Origin of the sequence: Pedobacter kyungheensis, assembly GCF_000812965.1 — a bacterium.
Lineage (GTDB): Bacteria > Bacteroidota > Bacteroidia > Sphingobacteriales > Sphingobacteriaceae > Pedobacter > Pedobacter kyungheensis.
In genome coordinates this window covers 475,409-498,099 of sequence record NZ_JSYN01000002.1, presented here as the reverse complement: position 1 = coordinate 498,099, position 22,691 = coordinate 475,409, and the positions used below count along the sequence as shown (strand labels likewise).

The window sequence follows — 22,691 nt, the reverse complement described above, 5'->3', positions numbered from 1 at the left end:
TAATAGATTTAAAGCGAAAAAATGACGTTACCAATCATCAAATCATTATATAAAAAGTATAAACTTCACCTGTTTATCTGGATTATTTATATCATTTATGAGGTATTTATTTTAGGTTTGGCATCTAAACAATTCAAGCCTGCCGGAACATACCTCCTCATATACATCACCAACATTACGGCGTTTTATACCCATGCATTTTTGTTAAAAAAAGTATTGAATAGCCAAAACCAATTGCTTAGGTTCTTTAAAGTTTTATTACTTATTGTGGTGATGGGTGCAGCTTATATCGCATTAAGCTTTTTGCTGTTATTGGCATTTCAAAAGATCGGCATTGTAAAATTCGACATGGCAAATTTTGATAGCCGTAACTTTATCCTTTCCTGCTTATACCGTTCTATTTACTATATTGGTTTTGCTACAGGTTATGTTTATCTCGTTAAATCATTTCAGGATCAAAAGAAAGTAGAAGCCCTCGAAAGACAGAACCTGGTTACCCAAATTGAAAAACAGGCATTGGAAAACGACCTGATACAATCACAGAACAATTACCTGCGGAGCCAGATTAATCCGCACTTTTTATTTAATACCCTAAATTTCATCTACAACGATGCCCGTAAAAAGGCCCCTATGGCAGCCGATGCCATTATGAACCTTGCCGAAATGATGCGTTATGCCCTTAAACGGCCTGAAGCATCGGAGGTAGTGCCTTTAAGTGAAGAGATTGAGCAGATTGAACACCTGATTAACCTGCATAAACTCCGTACAGCCAACAACATTAACCTCGAACTTGATGTAACCGGCGATTTATTCGGACTGAGATTTCCGCCCCTTATTTTGTTAACTTTGGTAGAGAACATTTTTAAACATGGAAATGTTTCGCACTCTACCCAACCTGCCCAGATTAAAATTGCTTACCAGAACAACAACCTGAATATCACCACCATTAACATGATAAATGATAATAAGGGTAAGCAAACAGAAAGCCATCATGTGGGGATAGAGAATATTGCTAAACGCCTGAGCAATTTTTATGGCGAAGACTATGTATTCAGGTATTATCAGGACCCGTTAAACCGATATATTACAGAAATTGATGTAAATATTGTTAATCCAATGGCCAGGTTAAACCGCTAGCGGGCCATTGCATTTTGACGCTGAATTTCTTTTAAAAGAAAATAATACATCACCATTTCATGTGTGCGCTGATCTTTATTAAACAGCCTGTTTACATGCATGTGCATTAAATCGCTAAACAGCTTTGCTTGCTGCGCCGGATCGCAATACTTCAGAATGTGAATTAACGAAGCCGATAATGCATTGAATTTTTGTTGCTGATTTTCATTTAACCCACCAAACGAGGCTTTTTTGAATTCCTGATACTGGTTGTTCAGCTGTTTAAAGTCAGCAGCCTCTAACTGATGTTCGCGGTTAAATGCATCGGAAATTCCGCCAACCAGTTTAAACAGACTTGTCCTGTCTATTATTTTTGAAGTTGCCAGAGTTGATACCAAAGCAGCACAAAGCTTATATTTATCGAAATGACCGGGTTGAGTTTCAAAAAGTGATAGCACAAAATCGCTATCCACTGCGAAATGCTTTTCTACCTGCTCTATGTTATCACTTCCGTAACGTTCCAGTTCGCGTTTATAGGTTTTAATCTGTACATCAGATACCAGACCGCTATTTAAAAGTCCGGCCAGATCTGTCATCAGGTCTGAAATGAGTTGCTGTGCTTTAAGTTCATCATTTAATCGCAGCCTGAAACGAATATGGTTTCCATTTTCGTTATACCGGATAAAAAACCAGTTTTTGATATCAGCTTCATGCTTTTCCAGGTAAGGCGCAATAATTTCGGCCAAAACCTGATCTGACCGTTGCTGGTGTGTATAAATTTCGAAATACAACCATTCTTTACCTGGCGGGAAAAAACGGGTTACTTCTGCAGATTTGCTCCTGCTTGTAATTCCGGCATAGCGCTGCTGGTTATGTGTGAGACTTAAAATAAACTGGGCAATATAAGGTTGCGATTTTTCATCAACCACTGTACTTTGCTGAGGGAAAGTAACTTCTTCTACATAAATACTGCTTTGTTTTTGCATGTACTGTTGAAAAGCAATTAAATCTTCATCGCTATCGAGTGCGAAACATAATGTCTGATCGGAAACACCTGTTCTAAAGTAAGGGCTCACCCCAACTGTTTTAAGATATTCCCGGCAGTTGGTAACAGGCAAAAACTTTTTATCAGGCTCCAACAGTTTTTCCTTTTGGATTTTCCACTTGTTGTTGCTTAAAACAATATTCTGGAATTGCAGGCGCGGATAGTAATCCAGATCAGGGAATATGCTATCGAGCGGTAGGGAAAGGTTGCTCTGTAAACCCTGATACTGCAGATCGCACAGCAACCTGAATACAGAAAGATCGGAACGGGAATAGTTATAAGCCGAGGCTAAGCGTGGCACCAGGCGCTTATTTAGCTGTTTAGAACGTAAAATTATTTCATTCCCCCGCACAGCAAGCTGAATATCGTTTAAGGTTAACGGAGCAACTGAGGTATCGAAATTCAGGATAGCTAACTGGTGATCATAAATCAGTTTCCGGCGGTTTACATTATCAACATTGGTTTCGACCATATAGGCCACATCAAAAAACAAAACATCGGGGTTAGCCTCCTGTTCTATGCGGGCAATGCTTCTGGTATAATCTTCAACAGCTGCGCTGGCCATGGTAAACCGTCCTGTTAGGGCGTTCGAAGTTGCACCACCAATCTGTTCGGCAAAAATAAGATCGTCCTGAACAGACATAATCATACTCAGCGAATTGGGCAAAAGCAAAGGCTTTTCGTTAGGTGTAAAAGCAAGTTTATTCAAAAAAACGGTTTTACCTTTTTCAAAGCCCTGCGGAGAGAGGTTTGTACCCAACAAGGTTTTAATCTGTTCGCCTTCGGTTGCTTTTTTTGAGGGTTTGTTATTTAGCCTGGCAATAAAATCGTCGTTTTGCCCCGCCTGTTCAAGCTCATCGTAACCTACGCCCATTTCAGGATCTAAAGCTACCAATAGCGGAATTTCCTGATCTTCGAATTTCTTTTTAAAACGTGCGGTAAACTGCCCAAGGGCGCCTTGCTCTTTAGCAGGCAAAATATCCTGCATTAATCTGGCTAATGCCGGAATGGACTGAAGTAAACGTTCTTCCAGATTTCCAGACTGGACTTCGCGTTGTGCCAGAAGGTATTTTGGCAGATTCGCCGTATCAGTAAGGCCAATGCGCTCAAAATAATCGGCACCAATAATGTTTGGATCGTAATTGGTAAACAGGAGCTGCAGATCGTGCATATCCTGCAATAAACCAAATAATCCATCAAGTTCTGTATCCTTCAGTTCGAGGGTTTTAACCAGATCGTTAACCCGGATTGGGGCTAAACAAGCATCTAAAATCTGTTTTACAGTATTATCGTAATCAAGTTCTGCCAGTTCGAACACTCCATCGGCACAAGCGATATAACGAATGCTATCTGGCGTTAAATAATAACTGCTATTGCTAAAAAGCATGCAGTTTTTTTGGAATAGTTCAGCCAGGTTAAAACGGATGTTATTTTTATGCGGCCAATCTACCAGCTTACGTAGCTGTAATGCTTCCTGAATAACTATAGCGCTACCCACTGGCTTTATGGCATTATTTAATATGCTAAAACTGGCAAAAGTACCATAAGGTGTTGCCCGGAACTTAGACCTGTTAAAGTATTTCCAGATGGTGAACTGGATCTTCGGTGGAAGACCAGCCAATTCGTTTGCCTTTACCTCTTTTATAGTTTCGTAAAAGGCAGCAGAAGAAATGGAAATGGCTTCTTTTAATTCTTCCCAACAATCAGCAAGTTCTGCCTGATATGAAAATTTAGGTGTTCTAAAAATTACTGTTGGTTGGATTTGAAGTTTCATTGTTTTTAAATGGCAGGCGGAAAATTACAAAGATTAATTTAAAAGGGTGGCGATAAAAACAAAAAAGCCATCTCCTAAAAAGAAGATGGCTCACCGGGATGCTAATTTTATTATTTTTTGGTTACTTTAAATTCTGTTCTTCTGTTTTTCGCCCTGCCTTCGGGGTTATCTTTTTTCTTGCGTTTTACCACAATTTCGTTTGGAGCAATCGGCATCGATTCGCCATAACCTTTAGAAGTCATCCGCGATGCGGCAATACCTTTACTCTCCAGATAATCAACACATGACTTGGCTCTTCTGTTTGATAGATCGAGATTATACTCGTCGGTTCCGATATTATCGGTGTGCGAGCCCAATTCAATTTCCATTTCCGGATTGTCTTCCATAATCGGGATTAAGAAATCGAGCACTTTTTTAGAAGGCTCGGTTAGCTCGGCACTGTTAAACTCGTAATACACATTATCTAAAGCCATTGGTATACCCAGTTTGAAAGGGCTTAAGCAATAATCTTTATAAATTAAGGTATCGGCTTTAGCCAGTTCTTCGTAAGGGTAATTGCGGGTAATGGCGAAGTAATTGTCTTTGGCAAAAAGTAATTTAATTGGTCTTTTCGAATCTACTTTAAACCTGTAAACTCCATCGGTACCCGTAGTATATTTTTGCGGACCTTCTGCATTGGTTAGCGTCACTGCTGCATCTGCCAAAGGTGCTTTGGTTTTACAATCGGTTAAAATACCCGAAATAGAAAGGTATTCTTTTTTAACCTCGAAAAGCTCTAAACAGCACGATGATTCGCGATCGGAGCTGATATAACCTCTCGTTCCCCTGTCATCAATTGCAGTGAAATAAAGATCGTCTTTTGATGAGTTGAAAGGATAGCCCAGATTTTTTGGCGTTGACCAGGTAATCAAATCGCCTTCCGACTCGAAAAAGTCGAGGCCACCGAAACCAATTCTGCCATCGGTACTGAACAAAAGTTTTTTGGTTAAACTGTTGTAATAAGGCGCACGCTCATCATCTGCGGTATTAATTGCCGGACCAAAGTTTACAGCCTGGCCTAAAGACCCATCTTCGCGGATGGCACAGTACCATAAATCGAATTTACCATAACCTCCACTCCTGTCTGATGAAAAAAGCAGGAATTTACCATCGCTGGTTACAAAAGGTTGTGCTGAATTAAAATCTTTGCTGTTTACCTGCAAACCAACCGGTTGTGGATCAGACCATTTATCGCCTGTTTTTTTCGCACTGTAGATACCATATTTTTCTTTATCCTTCCAGGCGGTAAAATAAGCTACAGTTCCGTTAGGCGAAAAAGCCGGCGCGGCGATTTCTACATTTTTAGGGAAATTGATATCCACCATTTTAACGGCAATATTGCTACCGCTTAATTCTCCTTTGGCAGTATAAATGTTATTGATGAAAGGGTTGCTTTTCGTCGAAACCTGAACATCACCTGCATCGGTTTTAACTAAATCGCGTTTGCTAGCCACTGCAATCGGGCGCGAAGAGGTAAAATAAAACTCATTGTTCAGTTTAACGGGTGCATAGTTAGAGCCCAAACCGTTTAAATTAGCGGCTAACTTTTTTACCTGTACCATGCGGGGAAAACGCATTTCTTCAATGGCAAAATTGCATGATTCGATTTCTTTCTGTGCTTCTTTGGCCAGTGCATCGCCAGGATTTCTCTGAATATACTGTTGAAAGGCATCGATAGCGAGATTGAACTTTTTGTTAGCACGTAAACTTTCCGCATAGTAAAAAAGAGCTTTTCTGTACTTGGTATTGGAAAAAGTAATGGCCACAGCATAGTACTTTTCGGCCTCGTTATATTCACGGTATAAACGGCTCGATTCGGCCAGGTTATAAACCGATCCTTCGTAGTCTTCTATCGCTCTATTATCAGAAGTCGAATTTCTTTCTTTACCATAGGGTAAAATTGCGTATGTAGTATCTCCCGTAATTTTTAAGGCTCTTTTATAAAATGTAGAGGCCGCATAGTAATCCTTATTTTCAAAATAGGTATCGGCAACTTTTTTATAATTTACCACAAACTGTGCGTTTGCATAACTGCCAAATGCCACTAGCAAAAAGAGTAATATTTTTTTCATCTTTCTAAATTTGGTTTCAACGGTGATGAAGCTATCATGGTTCGAAAACCATGATGGTTTCATCAGAATAATTATAAGCGTGGACAAAAGAAGTTTGGACCGATTATTCCGTTGCGGCCGATTAGCGAAATGGATAATTCTAAACCGCCGTTGCTATTTGATGCACGGTTAAAAGTAGAGGTATTGACATCGTAACTCAAGCCAAAAACCATGTTTTTTAACTGTAAACCAACAAAAGCAATTGCAGCATCTTTGGCACGGTAGTTACCGCCAAACAAAACATTTGCTGATGGATTAACATTTAACTGTGCATAAGCACCTAACGAAACCTCGTTTGTATTACCCTGATACATTACCAAAGCATTGGGTACAATATCTAACAATTGCGAAGCACGGATTCTGGCACCACCATGTGCGGTAACGCGAACAGGGATTCTTGAATTGCTCCCCGAAAAGCGATCCATTGGGCGGGTTAAGTGTGCGGCACTGGCGCCCAGGAAAACGTTTACACTTTTATTCGGATTACCATCAAAAAACATCACACCAGCATTAACATCGGGCACTAAAGAAGATTGTGAAGATAATGTTTCGCCACTCATCATACCACCATCGTAGCCAGAAATCGGGTTAAACTGGTTACCAAACCTGGCTTGTGAGAAATCGAAACTGCGGTTGATGATTCCAGCCTGTAAGCCGAAACTGATCATCTGCAAACCTTCGGCACCAAAGCGTAAACGGTACGATCCGGAAACGAGCGCAGTGAGGTAGTTAAAATCGAGCTCCCCTGCCCTTTGGTTCATTACTGTTGCACCAAAAGCAAAGTTCTTTTTAGGCGCTATATCAAACGAGGCACCGCCAGTTAAGAAAGAACTGTTTAACGCACTCCACTGTTGCTTAAAATTTACCGAACCGCGGTAATCACCGTCAATTACCCCCGTTAAGGCTGGGTTCAGCCATAACGGGTAAGCATAATATTGTGAAAAATGCGGATCGGTTTGTGCAAAGGATTTTGCTGTACACAGCAGTAATCCGAACATTGCAACATATATTTTTAAAGCCGATAATATTTTCATGGTCTATGATTTTATCTGTTTATTATTAATCCTCTTCTTATCTAATCAGCGTTACTGTTCCTTTTTTCAGGGTGGTTGTTCCATCGTTAAAGGTTACCTCAACCATGTACACGTAAACTCCAATTGGCTGGTTAACGCCTTTAAAGGTTCCGTCCCATCCGTTTGCCACGTTATCTGACTGGAATATTAACTGTCCCCACTGGGTGTAAATGCTCATTTTAGCACTTGCAATGGTATTGCCATAGATTAGGAATACATCGTTTTTACCATCGTTATTTGGCGTAAATGCATTTGGTATGTACACCTGATTTCCAAGCGGATTAGCTGCTTTGCCGGTAACCGGAGTAGAGTTTGCACTGGTTTGGCAATCTAACTGACCTTTTGCCCTTACCACAATGGTAACACTTTGATCAGGTTTTAAGCCCAGGGCTGTATAGCTGGTTCCTGTTGATCCGCTGGTTGGGCTAATCCATGTTAAGCGATTATCAAGCGAAACTTCATAACCTGTTGCGTTTGCAACCGCAGCCCAGCCAAATGTTACACTATTAGGTGTAGTGCTTTGTACTACCACCACTGGTTTATCGAGCACCGGAAGTACATTTACTGTAACTGCTGTCCGACTCGGACTAGCACAGCCACCTACCGCAATACTTTCTACATAGTAAATAGTTGTAGCGTTTAATGCAGGCGTGGTAAAAGTGATACCCTCGGCCAACACTGTACCACCAGAGCTTGCAGCGTACCATCTGTAAACTAAGCCCGTTACCGGATTGTTCACCGTTAATATGGTTGAACTACCTGCGCAAAGTGTTCCGTTTGCTGCTGTTACCGATGCAGGTGCAACTGGTACTGGCAAGGCGGTAACATTTACCGGCGTTCTTGAAGCAGATGTACAGGTTCCGTTGGCACCTTCTACATAGTAAGTTGCGTTCGCATTCACGGCCGGAGTAGTAAAGTTAACTCCGGTTCCTACCGGCGATCCACCGGTTGAAGCCGTGTACCAGTTGTAAGTAACTCCTGTTTGTGGGTTGCTAACCGTTAATACTGCCGGACTTCCGGTACAAACACTTACCGATGATGAAGCCACTGTAGGTACAGTTGGTTTTGTATTAACAGTAACTGTTACTTTAACCCTGCCACCATTGTTGGTACAGCCACCGGTTCCGGTTGCAATTACATAGAAATCGGTTGTGGCGGTAAGCGCCGTTGTGTTAAATGTAGTACCTGAGAATAACAGGTTGCCACCGGTTGCAGCATCATACCATTGGTAAGTTACCCCTGGCTGAATGTTGGTTATGGTTAAAGTTGCCGCATCGCCTGCGCAAATACCACCTGCAGGAGCTGATACGGTTGGCGTAGTTGGTGTGGCATTTACTACAACATTTACTGATCTCGCCGTAGCAGCAGAGTTCTCACATTTGTTATCACCTTTAACTGTTACATAATAAGTGGTATTGGTGCTTAAGGCCGGCGATACAAATACCGGTCCGGTAAACACAACTGTAGTTAGAGCTGCATCGCTATACCAGGTAAATACCGGATTGGTTACTGTTGTACTGGTTGCCGCTAAAGTTGCTGCTGTATTGGCACAAACTGAGGTAGAACCATTTACGGTAATATCCGTTGCTACTGCAATTGGGTTAACCGTAACCGTTACGGCTTTGGCATTAGCCGCACTGTTTTCGCATTTATTGCTGCCTTTAACCGTTACATAATAAGTTGTAGTGGTGGTTAAGTTTGGCGTAGTAAATATTGGTCCTGTAAATGCTACACTGGTTAGTGAGGCATCGTTGTACCAGGTAAATACCGGACTGGTAACCGTAGTAGAACTGGCGTTGATTACTACCGAACCAGAACCACAGATTTTAGCCGGGGTCGATAAGGTAATATCGGCAGCAGTTGCACCCGCATTTACATTTACGGTTACTACTTTCGCTGTAATTTTTGAATTTTCACATTTGTTATCGCCTCTAACCGTAACGTAGTAAGTAGTGGTTGCAGTTAATGCTGGTGTAACAAACGATGTACCTACATAAGCTACCGATGTTAAATTGGCATCGTTATACCAGGTAAAGGTTGGGTTGGTAACTGTAGTAGTACTGGCTACCAAGGTAGTATTAGAACCTGAACAGATAGTAGCATTGGCTGCCGTAATATCGGCTGCTGTAGCTACAGGATTTACTGTAATGGTAATCACCCTTGCTGTACCTGGTGCGTTTTCGCATTTATTATCACCCTTAACGGTTACGTAATAAGTAGTCGTGCTGTTTAAGGCTGGAGTGGTATAATTTGCACCAATGAAACTTACATTGGTTAAAGCAGCATCACTATACCAGGTAAACACCGGATTGGTAACTGTTGGAGAGGTGGCAGTCAACACAGCCGATGATCCGGCGCAGGCCACTGTACTTCCGTTAAGGATGATATCGGTTGAGGTGGCCAAAGGATTCACCGTAACGGTTACTACCTTCGCATCTGCTGCACCGTTTTCGCACTTATTGGCACCTTTAACGGTTACATAATAACTGGTAGTAGCCGTTAAGCCGTTTACTGTAAAGGTTGGACCGGTAAACACTACACTTGTTAGTGAAGCATCGCTGTACCAGGTAAATACCGGTTGCGTTACTGTTGTGCTCGAAGCCATCAACATTACGGTAGTACCAGAACAGATACGGGCATTGCTCACTGCAATATCGGCAGCGGTAGCAAATTCTTTAACTGTTACCGTAACCACTTTAGCATTGGCCGGTAAATTCTCACATTTATTATCGCCCCTAACAGTTACATAATAAGTAGTAGTTGCGTTTAATGCCGGTGTAGTAAAGCTTGCACCTACATAAGCCACTGTTGTTAAAGCTGCATCACTGTACCAGGTAAATACCGGGTTAATTACAGTTGTTGTCGAAGCAGATAGCGACGCAGTAGATCCTTTACAGATTGACGTTATACCGTTGATGGCAATATCCGAATCTGTAGCTTGTGGATTAACCGTAATGGTAATCGATTTTGCTGTAGCAGCTGTATTCTCGCACTTGTTATCGCCTTTAACAGTTACATAATAAGTGGTGGTTGCGTTAAGTGCAGGCGTAATAAAGCTTGCACCTGTGTTTACAACCGTAGTTAAAGCTGCGTCGCTGTACCAGGTAAATATTGGATTGGTAACCGTAGTGCTGCTAGCCGTTAAGGTTACTGAAGAACCACCGCAAATGGTGCTTGTTCCGGCTAAATTAATATCAGTCGGACCAGCAACCGGGTTAACGGTAACGGTAACCTCTTTTGCATTACCTGGGGCATTTGCACATTTATTTGTACCGCTAACGGTAACATAGTATTTAGTGGTAACCGTAATGGCTGGTGTGTTAAATACTGCGCCCACATTAACCACTTGTGTTAAGGCAGCATCGCTATACCAGGTAAACACTGGACTGGTTACTGTTGTGCTGGTTGCAGTTAATACTGCCGTACCCGAAGCACACAATGATGTTGTTCCGGTTACAGCTAAATCGGCAGCAGTTGCTGATGGATTAACCGTAATAGAAACTTTGGTACGGGTTGGGTTGGTACAACCCGCTCCGCTTACGGCTTCTACATAATAATCGTGCGGACCAACTGCAAGAGATGCAGGAGTAGTAAAGCTGCTGTTGTTAGTAACCAGCATGTTTCCACCCACGGCTGCATCGTACCAGTTATAAGTTATGCCTGCAACAGCCTGAACGCTTAAAGTTGCAGATGTACCAATACAGGTTGTAGCCGGATTGGTAGTTGAAGCAATTGGAGGAGCCGCCGGAGGCAATATGGTTACAACCACTTTGGCACCTACAGTTTCGCAACCATTAGCTGTTGCAGTTACCGAATAAGTATAAGTACCTGCAGCTAAAGTAGGGTCCGTGGTGAAAGTTGCACCGTCTTTTCCGGCCTGGTAAGTAGTACCCAAGTACCATTTGTACACCACACCTGCCTGTGGATTCTGCACACCTAAGGTGGCCGATGAGCCCTGACAAGCAGTTGCTGTAGCTGATGTTACTGTAGGTGTAGTAATTACACGTTGTGCATAATCTAAATTAACAGAAGTTAATGCGCCCAATAAACCTGAGCTCAATCTCAGTTCAACACCGTCGAATTTACTGGTTGGAACAAAGCTTAATATAGCTGAATTTCCGCCTGCTAATAATTTTAAGCTGATTAAAAGATTAGATACCGAAACTGCATCGTTGTTGCTAGTGGTTCCCTGGAAAGTAGTTACCGTTAAGTTTGGCAATACTGCAACTGAAAGCAATGTGCCAGGGGTGGTAATTTTCACTCTTAAGGTATCGCCTACATTCGATAATCCGGTAAAACCAACCTGATGATAAACAGACGCGCCTAACAGACCTGCCGGGATAACCAGGCTCGATCCTGTATTCACATCATTATCAACAGCATAAGTTGGGTTGAAAACACCCGCTAAAACAGCCACACCTGTTACACCGCTGGCCACAGTTGTGGTAGCAGCGCCGCAAGGGGTAGTAACTGGTGTACCGTTAGGAATAACCGTAACGGTAACAGTGGCTCTGCTGGTAGCTGTACAACCACCTGCAACAGTTGCCTCTACGTAATAAGTTGTAGTAGCTGTTAATTGTGGCGTTACAAAAGTTTCGCCGGTAAATACAGGTACTACTCCGTTTGCAGTTGTGTACCAGTTAATGGTTGCACCTGCTGTGCTCGAAGTTGCTTTTAACACGGCAACTGAGCCTTCGCTGATGGTGATCGATGGCGGCGTAATTACCGGAATATCTATCGTACCCAGTACAATTTTACCTTCAGTTCTGGTTGATGAAGTACCACAACTGTTTACTGCTGCTACAAAATAGCTGGTATTTGCAGTAATTAGTGGCGTGGTAAAGTTATCGCCTGTAAATAATACCGTATTCGATGTTGCACTATCGTACCAGTTATAAGTTGTACCTGCAACCGGATTTTTAACCTGGAAGGTAACCGAGGTATTCGGACAGGTATTTACCAGCGCCGAAAGTAGATCAGGTGTTACCGGAGCTGGGTTAGTAGTGATGTTAACCACTGTTTTATAGCTCACACAACCTGTTGGAGAAACAGCCGCAACATAGAATTTAGTATCGCCTGTTAAAACCGGAGTGGTAAATATAATGCCATCTTTACCAGTTAAATAAGTACCGGTAGCATCGTACCATCTGTAGGTTAAGCCTGCTGATGGATTACTTACCTGCAATTGGGTTGTAGCGCCCACACAAGCTGTAACATTAGCTGCAGTTACTGTTGGTGCAACCAATATCCGTTGTGCATAATTTAAGTTTATTGATGTTAAGGCTCCCAATAGGCCAGAATTTAATCTAACCTCTACACCATCAAACACAGTTGTTGGTACAAAAGTGACTAAAGCCTGCGTATTACCGCTTAACAGTTGAATATTAATTAAGTTATCGTTCAACAATTTCGAATCGCCGTTGCTGTTGCTGCCAACAAATGTGGTGATCGATGCGTTGCCTAATAATGAAAGTGACAATAGTTTGCCTGGCGATGATACCAATACACGTACGGTATCGCCAACGCTAGATAATGAACCGAAACCAACTCTTTGGTAAACTGATGCACCTAATGCACCTACCGGCATTACCAATGATGAAGCAGTCTGCGTATCGTTATCGATAGCTAATGTAGGGTTAAACACACCTGACAATAGGGCTACACCAGTAACACCGTTAACCTGAGTGGTTGCAGCCTCGCATGGAACCGGATTCGGAGATCCGTTGCCATCTACCGTAATGGTAACCTGTACACGCGTAGCTGATGCACAACCGTTGGTTGAAACCGATTCTACGTAGTAGGTTGTGGTTGCCATTAATGGTGGCGTTACATAAGTAGCACCTGTATATACCGGAGTGGTGGCGGTTGCCGAAGTATACCAGTTAAATGTATTGGTTGCATCAGCCGAAGTTGCTGTTAAAATTGCAGTCTGGCCAGCACTTACTGTTGATGAGCTGGCGGTTACTACTGGTAATCCCGGACGAGGGTTTACCGATACCGCAGCCGCAGCACGTGCAGCACTGGTACAGTTACCTTGCGATGCTTCTACATAATAAGTAGTGGCAGTAGTTAAAGCTGGCGTTTGGAAAACTGCACCTGTAAATACCAGGTTACCCGCTACAGCTACATCGTACCATTTGTAAGTTACCGCAGCGTCTGGGTTAGCAACCGATAAAGTTGCCGAAGAACCTTCACAAACATTAACAATTGTAGCCAATACTGGTGTAGGAAGTGCTGGTGTTACTGTTACAGTTACCGGAACACGTGTTGGATTTGGACAAGTACCTTTGCTTACTTCAATGTAGTAAGTAGTAGTGGCTGTTAAGGCTGGTGTAGTAAAGGTTTCGCCATCACCTAGTTTAGTGCCGCCTGTTGGAGCATTGTACCAGGCCAGTGTAGTACCACCATTTGCAGTTGCTGCCAATGAAGCCGTACTACCCGCACAAATGGTTTGTGCGCCAGCGGTTATAGTTGGGTTAGGATAAACAACAGTAGCGCCATATACATCCAGGCTGGTTACAGCCGAAACCAATGCGCCGAAGCTAACCTGTACCCTATCGTAAACGCCACCTGCAGCTAAAGTTGCAGCGAAGCGATTACCCGAAAGTAATTGAAGATTTAATAATGATGAATTAAGCTGAACCGTTCTAACTACTGTAGCACCGTTCATAATATTTACAGTAACATTACCTAAGGCCGTTAAATCTAGCAAGCCACCTGGCAAGGCTAAGTCTAAACGTACACTATCGGTAGCAACGCCAGCTGATGGGAATATTAATTGTTGGTAGCCCGAAGCACCAACACCTACCGCAAGCGATATTCTGGTAAAGTTGCTCGCATCAGCATCAGTAGAGTTTCCTGCACCGGTAATTCCGCACAGTAAACAAATTCCGTTAATACCCGAGTTTTGTGCGTTTGCAGCATTACAAGCTGTTCCACCGCCACCATTTAAAACAGTAACGGTTACTGCTACGCGGCTTGCGCTCTTACAACCATTGCTGCTGGTTGTTTCTACGTAATAAGTTGTATTGGTAGTTAAGGCCGGAGTAGTAAACGAAGTACCTGCACCTACCTGGTTTCCATCGGTAGCGGCATCGTACCATTGAATGGTGTTACCCGCATCGGCAGTAGCCAATAAAGTAGTAGACTGACCACTATTAATTACCTGGCTGTTGGTAGTAACCGTTGCCAAAGTTGCAGCAGGGTTAACCGAAACATTTACAGCAGTTCTTGAACTTACTGCAGTTCCCGATACCGCTTCTACATAAAATACAGTTGCTGAAGTTACTGCCGGGGTTACAAAAGTACCATTGTTATTGCTTGCCAATGGCGTACTTCCGGTTGATGCGTACCAGTTATAGGTTACACCTGCCTGTAAATTGCTAACACTTAAGGTAGCCGGACTGCCAGCGCAAACTGTTGCTGCCGCAACCACAGGTGCATTAACCGTAACGGTTAAGCTGTAAGCTGTTGTTGCTTTGTTTCCGTTTGCATCAGTAGCCGTTAACGAAATGGTGTAGTTTCCACCTAATGTTGGTGTACCTGTAATTTCTCTGGTTGCAGTATTAAAGCTTAATCCAGGAGGAAGGCCTGTTGCTAAATACGTATATGGTGCAGTACCGCCTGTTACAGCTGGTAGAGTTTGCGTTGGATAGGCTGTACCTACCACACCGTTTGGTAAGGTTGCACCTGGTAATGATAATACACCAATTACTTTTAATGCATAGGTATTACTTGCAGTCCTGCCCTCACTATCCGTAACGGTAACACCAATCGAATAATTTCCGGCTTGTGTAGGTGTACCAGAAATGGTTCTTGTAGCAGGATCAAAAGTTAAGCCGGCTGGTAAATTCGCACCTACGTAAGTATATGGACCAACACCACCTGTTGCTGCTGGTAAAGTTTGAGTGGCATAAACTGTTCCCTCTGTTCCATCAGGTAGGGTTGCTGCTGGCAACAATAGCGGATTAACCACCGTAATGCTATAGTTGGTTGTTATTGTTTTTCCATCAGCATCGGTAACCGTTACCGGCACTGTGAAAGTTCCGGCGGTTGTTGGAGTACCCGTAATTTCTCTTGTTGCAGGGTTAAAGGTTAATCCGGCAGGAAGACCAGTAGCTGCATAAGTGTATGGCGATGAGCCGCCAGTTGCCGATGGAATAGTTTGTGTTGGATAAACCGTTCCGGTAGTTCCGTTAGCTAAAGTTGCTGCAGGTAATACCAGCGGATCGGTTACTTTTAAGGTATAACTTGAAGTAATGGTATTGCCATTGGCATCAGTTACTGTAACCGGTATGGTAAAGGTTCCAACTTGTGTTGGGGTACCTGTAATTTCTCTTGTGGCAGGGTTAAAGGTTAAACCCGGAGGCAAACCTGTGGCCGAATAATTATATGGACCCGTGCCACCTGTTGCAGCCGGAATTCCGTTTGTGGTATAGGCTGTACCAGTTACACCGTTTGGCAATGCTCCAGGAGCTAAAGCCAGTGATTGTGTTACAGTTAAGGCGAAAGTAGCTGTTGTCGTACAATTTTTGCTATCGGTAACCACCACATCAAAAGTTGGGTTGCCAGTAGCAGTAGGTGTTCCGCTTACTAAACCACCTGGCGATAAAGTTAAACCAGCTGGCAAAGTACTGCCTGCCGCCAAAGCGTAAGTATAACCTGGTGTACCACCTGTTGCAACCGGAAGCTGTTTGCTGTAAGCCGATGCAATTGTAGCATTGGTTAAAGTGGTTCCTGCAAATACAATTGCCGGGTTAACCGTTACGGTAACTGGCACTCTTGTTGTATTTGAACAGCTGCCTTTGCTTACCTGTACATAATAAGTTGTGGTAGCGGTTAAAGCCGGAGTAGTAAAGTTTGCTCCGGTACCAACCTGTGTGCCACCTGTTGGTGCATCGAACCAGGCTAAAGTAGTACCACCGTTTGCTGTTGCACTTAATGCTGCAGTACCACCCGAGCAAATGGTTTGTGCTCCCGAAATAAAGGTCGGGTTCGGGTAAACCACAGTGGCTCCATAAATATCTAAACTGCTTAATGCCGAAACTACGGCTCCAAAGCTTACCTGTACCCTATCATACACACCACCTGCTGCAACAGTTGCTGCAAAACGGTTAGCCGATAAAAGTTGAAGGTTTAATAGCGCGGCACTGATTTGTGTTGTTTTTACTACCGTTGTACCATTGTATACCGTAACCGTAATATTGTTTAGCAAACCAACATCGGCCAGGCCGCTTGGTAAAGCCAAATCTAAACGGATGCTATCGGTAGCTACGCCAGCCGCAGGGAAAATTAACTGTTGGTAACCTGTTGCACCTACACCTACTGCTAAGTTGATTCTGGTAAAGTTAGTTGCATCCGCATCGGTAGAATTTCCGGCACCGGTAATTCCGCACAGTAAACAAACGCCGTTTATACCCGAATTTTGTGAGTTTGCCGCGTTACATGCAGTTGCACCACCTCCGTTAATTACGGTAACGGTTACTGCTACACGACTCGCACTTTTACAACCGCTTGAACTGGTTGTTTCAATATAATAAGTTTTAGATGCTGTTAAAGCAGGCGTTGTGAACGAGTTTCCGGTTCCAACCTGTGTTCCGGCTGTTGGTGCATCGAACCAGGCAACGGTATTACCAGCATCGGCTGTTGCAGTTAATGTTGTGCTTTGGCCCGAATTGATATTCTGATTATTGGTAGTTACTGTTGCCAGCGTAGCCGGTGGATTAACCGAAACTGAAACAGACGTTCTTGTACTTACTGCTGTTCCGGAAACGGCTTCAACATAAAATACAGTTGCGGCATTTACTGTTGGTGTTACAAAAGTACCGTTGTTATTGGTGGCTAATGGTGTGCTGCCGGTTGAAGCATACCAGTTATAGGTTACGCCTGGCTGTAAATTGCTTACCGTTAAAGTCGCAGTACTACCCGAACATACCGTAGCAGAAGCTACAACCGGTGCATTCACACCTACAGTTATGGCATAAGCTGTAGTGGCTTTGTTTCCATTGGCATCTGTTGCTGTTAAAGCTACATTATAAGTTCCGCCTTGTGTTGGTGTTCCACTAATTTCTCTCGTGGCTGGATTAAATGTTAATCCCGGAGGCAGATTGGTTGCCGCATAAGTATAAGGAGCAGTACCACCTGTTACAGCTGGTAAAGTTTGTGTCGGATAAGTTGTACCCACCACACCATTAGGTAAAGTTTTGGTTGGCAAGCTTAATGTTCCGTTTACTTTAATCGGATAGGTATTACTTGCTGTTGTATTCTGACTATCGGTAACGGTAACACTAATGGCATAATTACCTGCCTGTGTGGGTGTACCGGTAAGCTCTCTGGTTGCCGGGTTGAATGTTAAGCCTGCCGGAAGATCGGTAGCTACATAAGTATACGGACCAACACCGCCTGTTGCTGCCGGCAAAGTTTGAGTAGCATAAACTGCTCCCTCCGTTCCATCAGGCAAAGTAGCTGCAGGTAACAATAAAGGATTATTAACCGTAATACTGTAACTGGTTGTTACGGTTTTACCATCAGCATCAGTTACAGTAACAGGCACAGTATAAATACCGGCAGTTGTTGGCGTACCCGTAATGGCCCTGGTTGATGGATTAAAGGTTAAACCCGGAGGAAGTCCTGTTGCCGAATAAGTATAAGGCGTAGTACCTCCTGTTGCAGCAGGTATAACCTGTGTAGTATATGCTGTTCCGGTAGTTCCGTTAGCCAATGTTGCTGCCGGTAAAATTAACGGATCAGTAATTTTTAGGGTATAGTTTGAAGTAAGCGTATTGCCGTTGGCATCAACAACTGTAACCGGAATAGTATAAGTTCCGGGTTGGGTTGGCGTTCCGCTGATTTCTCTTGTAGCCGGATTGAAAGTTAACCCCGGAGGAACACCCGTAGCCGAATAAGTATAAGGCCCTGTACCTCCTGTTGCAGCCGGAATGGTTTGTGTTGCATACACTGTTCCGGTTATACCTGCTGGCAAAGCACCTGGCGTAAGCGCCAAAGTTGCGGTAACAGTTAAAGTATAAGTTGCAGTTGCGGTACAGTTTTTAGTATCTTTTGCTACAACAGAAAAAGTGTAGGTATTCGGCACACTCGGTGTTCCGGTTATTGCACCACTTGCCGATAAACTTAAACCAGCGGGCAAAGTACTGCCAGAAGCTAAGGCATAAGTATAACCTGGTGTACCACCTGTGGCCACATCCAGTTGTTTGGCATAGGCAAAGCCTGCAGTGGCATTGGTTAAGGTCGATCCATTAAAAATAATCTGCGGGTTTACCGTAATTACAACTGGTACCCTAACCGACTCAGCAGTACAACCTACCCTGCGGGCCGAAACATAATAAGTTTTATTTGCAGTTAAGGCCGGTGTGGTAAAAGTACCGTTATATGCAACTGTTTGTAAAGCAGTTCCTCCTTCTATCGCATCGTACCAGATCAGTTCGTTTGCGCTTAAAGTAGTTGCCTGTAAAGCAACGGGGGTATTATAACATGCAGCTATGGCATTACTTGCCGGAGCTGTAAAAGTAGGCCTGCCCGCCGAACGGGTTACCCCATAAACCTGAATGGTTTGTGTAAGGTTTAAGTTAACTAACGAACCAAGGGTAACTTTTACCCTATCGAAAACAATATTTGAACCAGGCGTGAATGGAATGGATGCCGGCTGACCGCTGTTTAACAGTCCCAGTAAATCTAAGCTTAACAAAGCCGGATCTACCGTTGAAGTGTAAACCTGCTGGTTGCCGTTATAGGCAGTAATTGAAATATTTTTTAAAACGCCGGCATTCAATAAAGCTGGCGTAGAGCTCAGCCTCAGGGTAATATCATCTCCAACATTTGAAGGGGTTGCAAAATAAAAATTTTGGCTAATGGATGATGCCACGCCAAGTATACCTAAACTAAGTTGAGAAAAATTATTCGGATCAGCATCAATGGCCCTTTCGCTGTTGGTAACACCTGAGCTACCCAACTGAAGCGCATCGAGCGTTATTCCGGTTCCCTCATATCCCGTAGCAAATGCCTGGGCGCAGGGATCGGTACCAGATGTATAAAATGCATAATATACCTTGGTATTGTTAGATACGCCGAGTAATACTGCATTGGTTACATCTTTTATATATACCCTATCATAAGCCTGTGTCGGCGTAATGGCTACATAAAAGAAACCATTGGCATCTTTAACCAATCGTAAGTTTTCGGCAGAGAAGGCTGCAGTGCTGCTCCCGCTTAATACAGAGGTAGCACCATTTCTGGCACCAACCTCGAAAGAGTGGTTACCCAGTACAACTGTTCCGCCTACATTGGCCAGCAAGCCACCAAGACTTCCGCCCAGTAGCCTGTTTAATATATCTCCGTCAAAATCAAGCCTGATGTATGAAGTAACACCCGCAGAAACTGCTGCCGGATATTTGAGCTCCAACTCACCGCTATAGCTACCTAAACCAACAGCAATGCCGCCATAAGAATTTACGGTAGCAAACGTGTTGTCGTTCAAAGTTGCATTAGTTGCATTATCTACATGGCTTTGTGCAGATACAGTATTTGCAAAAACTTTTGTTTGCGCATACGATTTTGATGAGAAGAGCGTTAATAAAATGATGATTGCAACACATGTATTGCGGACTATCCCTATTCGGGACGAAAAAGTATGAGTTTTCATCATGTCAGGCGTTGTTTAGAAGACTTACTATGTTGTGGTAATGCTGCCGTTAGGTAAATGTTTTTATAGGTGCATTATATAATCATGACAAATCTAAATCTTGGACAGGTTGCTATTTCATCCATTGCTATTCATTTTCCGCAAACCCAATCCATTCATTTTATTCATAGCGAGCATTCTTCGTGAATAGATTTCCTCAATTGTGAAATTATGATGACATTAGCGTTAGTCATCCCCATACGTTAATTCATGAATACTAACGATCTCCTTATTGAACTTAGGAAGTTTGTCCTTATAAAATCAGGCTTGAGAAATATCGATCCTGCCCATTGTAAGATCATTTCTGAGTACGTATTTCAGGAAACCAAGAATTATGTAAGCGAAACCACCATTAAACGCTTCTTTGGCTTCGCCAACACGTTACATAAATTTTCACTTTTTACCCTAAACAGTTTATCACAATACATCGGTTACAACGACTGGGATTCGTTTTGTAAAGACAAAGAAAATCAGACAACCTCTGTACAAAGCATCTGGCAGGATTTGAAATTAAAGACACACGCCATTACCGAAGTATCTTTAATAGCCAATAAAAATAACTCTGGCGTTCCCTTTAATACTACCGCCAACCGGAGTTTCTTTTTTCCGGATTTCGATTATTTTTTAAAAAATAATTATCAGTTTACCACCATTAGTGCGCAGCCAGGACAGGGCAAATCGATATTATTATCGCATATGATCGAGTATTTTTTCCTCTCAGAAAATGCCCTTTATAAAAATGATATCGTTTTAATGGTTAATTCGACCAGTATTAACACCATTATTCAAACCGGAAGCACTTTGCAGGAATGGTTTTTAAAAGAGTTTAAATTTAACAGCCTTACCGAACTGATTGGCTTTTTTAAAAAGAACCCCGATAAACGTGAAGGGCGCTTTGTAATTATTGTGGATGGCATTGACGAACATTTAACCAAAAGCAATTATTTTAAAACGTTTATCGATTTTTTATATAGTATTGAAGAGAATAATTTTGTTAAACTCGTTTTCGCACTCCGAACGAATAGCTGGATTAATCTCCAGCCCGCTATTTACGGATCGGCATCGTTAACCAAATCGTGGTATACAGGTCTCTTTTACGATGACGACACCCTGAGCAACGTCCCGTCACTCAATACCGAAGAAGTACTCTACACCCTCAGTCATATCGAGAATAAAGTAATCAATAAAGCTGATGTTAGCCCTCCCCTCTTAACGCAGTTTAAAACCCCATTCTGGTTACAGGTTTATTTCAAGCTTAAAGAAGAAAACCACCATCTCGAGCTCGATAACCCATTACTTTGTTACGAACTGATTAATTATTTTCTGGAAAGACGTGTATTTCTGGCTAAGAAAAGTACCGAAAAAATATTCCTCCTTAAGAAAATAAGCGATTCGATCTCTGAAGGAAGTAAAAAACTAAGGGTATCAAAGGAAAAAATACTGAGTTATATTAACTGTTATCCCGATGCATATGAAGAACTTTTACATGCAGGTATTATTATAGAAGAAAAAAGATTGAGCACCGCCATTCCCACTGAGATTGTGCGGTTTTTGAACGATGATATTTACACCTATTTTCTGTTTATACAAATAACGGATAAGTTTGCATACAAACCCGATAAGTCATTTTTTGAATACATTTTAAATTATTTTACGGTTCAGAGCAGTCTCCGTTACCACATTTTAAACTGGTCTATCCGCTTCTGTATTAACCGGAACGAAATTGCAGCCCTCAAAAACATTTTCAGGCTGCCATTTAGCAACACCGAAAAAAACAGTGCTTTTGATTTTATCTGCTACGTTTCCAAATTTGAGCTGGGCAAAGCCAATTCTAACTTTAACAAGTTAAGTATTGGAATGGATTTTATCGATATTATGGCTACCGGAAGAACAATGAGCCGGCTGTACAAAGAAACGGTAAAAACAATTTCTGAAAATGTGCTCAACGAGGATATCCAGATTATGTTGCATGTAATCGAATGCAATGTTAACCTGATTGATGTAGATAAAAATGCCCTGGCCAATACCATGCAATCGCTTAAAAGAACTTATAAGCGGTTAAATGAGCTTTTCCCGATTAATCCTTATGATCTAATTCTTTATTTCTACAATAACCTGGCTAATAAGCCTGGCGACAGCAAAACGCTCGAAGAAAAAATTATCAGGCTTTGCCAGGATATAGACCGCAGTACACCATGCAAAAATGAGGAAATGACTTCTGCCGAAATTTTGTCGTACCGCATGGTGCTGATTTTGTTATTTTCTCAAAAGAGCTACGCCGAATGCCACCGTTTTATTATGGCCATATTAAGCAAATATCCGAATCTTTTTTATTTACGCCACTCAGTATTTTCACCTTTTCTGCTTATCCATCTCGGACATACTTACATTAAGCTCAATTATTTTAAAAAGGCACAGCGCATTATTCAGTTCGTAGATAAGATCATCAGCAGCGATTATACCTATTACACCAGTTTTATACTGGCAAGCTTCAGTGTTTTTAAAGCTAATTTTTACAGTGCCACCAATAACTATGAGCAGGCATTGGTTGAAGCTAACATTGGTCTTGAATTAACCAGTAAAAATGATTTCAAAATGTTTGAGATTTCGCTCCTGCTTAACAAGATAGATACTTTGAAACATACAGAAGAATCGGAAGAAGTATCGAATGTAATTAAAGAGCTTCTTAATTTCTTAACGGTACACAAACTTTCTATGCCAGATTATGCCAACCTGAGCGGCAGCGAATTTGAGCATACTTTCAAGATTCTAAAGTCTTATCGCCGTCACCAAAACCTGTAACGGTTAATGGCTTAAGGTTAACTGTAAAATAAAA

General features: G+C 42.4%; 6 protein-coding genes. 2 read left to right on the top strand and 4 right to left on the bottom strand.

The window, feature by feature from the left end; translation table 11 throughout:
- Window positions 1-21: 21 nt before the first annotated feature.
- Window positions 22-1,137 carry a sensor histidine kinase gene (locus OC25_RS03010; RefSeq protein ID WP_039471501.1) on the top strand — a complete coding sequence of 372 codons (1,116 nt, stop codon included), beginning with the start codon at window positions 22-24 and terminating at the stop codon, window positions 1,135-1,137.
- On the opposite strand, the gene OC25_RS03005 is transcribed toward OC25_RS03010, so the two are convergent.
- From OC25_RS03005 to OC25_RS02990, 4 genes are all read right to left on the bottom strand, one after another.
- Window positions 1,134-3,935: a lantibiotic dehydratase gene (locus OC25_RS03005; protein WP_039471499.1), complete on the bottom strand. Its 2,802-nt coding sequence runs from the start codon at window positions 3,933-3,935 to the stop codon at window positions 1,134-1,136. The two genes, OC25_RS03010 and OC25_RS03005, sit on opposite strands and share 4 nt — an antisense overlap.
- Window positions 3,936-4,045: 110 nt before the next feature.
- Window positions 4,046-6,046: an OmpA family protein gene (locus OC25_RS03000; protein WP_039471706.1), complete on the bottom strand. Its 2,001-nt coding sequence runs from the start codon at window positions 6,044-6,046 to the stop codon at window positions 4,046-4,048.
- 71 nt (window positions 6,047-6,117) lie between these two features.
- Complete coding sequence (locus tag OC25_RS02995; protein WP_039471497.1) at window positions 6,118-7,119, bottom strand: PorP/SprF family type IX secretion system membrane protein; 1,002 nt, start codon at window positions 7,117-7,119, stop codon at window positions 6,118-6,120.
- 37 nt (window positions 7,120-7,156) lie between these two features.
- Window positions 7,157-19,819, bottom strand: coding sequence for an Ig-like domain-containing protein (locus tag OC25_RS02990; RefSeq protein WP_052265910.1), 12,663 nt, complete (start codon window positions 19,817-19,819; stop codon window positions 7,157-7,159).
- 246 nt (window positions 19,820-20,065) lie between these two features.
- On the opposite strand from OC25_RS02990, the gene OC25_RS02985 reads away from it, so the two are divergent.
- Window positions 20,066-22,657: an NACHT domain-containing protein gene (locus tag OC25_RS02985; protein ID WP_156131377.1), complete on the top strand. Its 2,592-nt coding sequence runs from the start codon at window positions 20,066-20,068 to the stop codon at window positions 22,655-22,657.
- The last annotated feature ends 34 nt before the right edge of the window (window positions 22,658-22,691 follow it).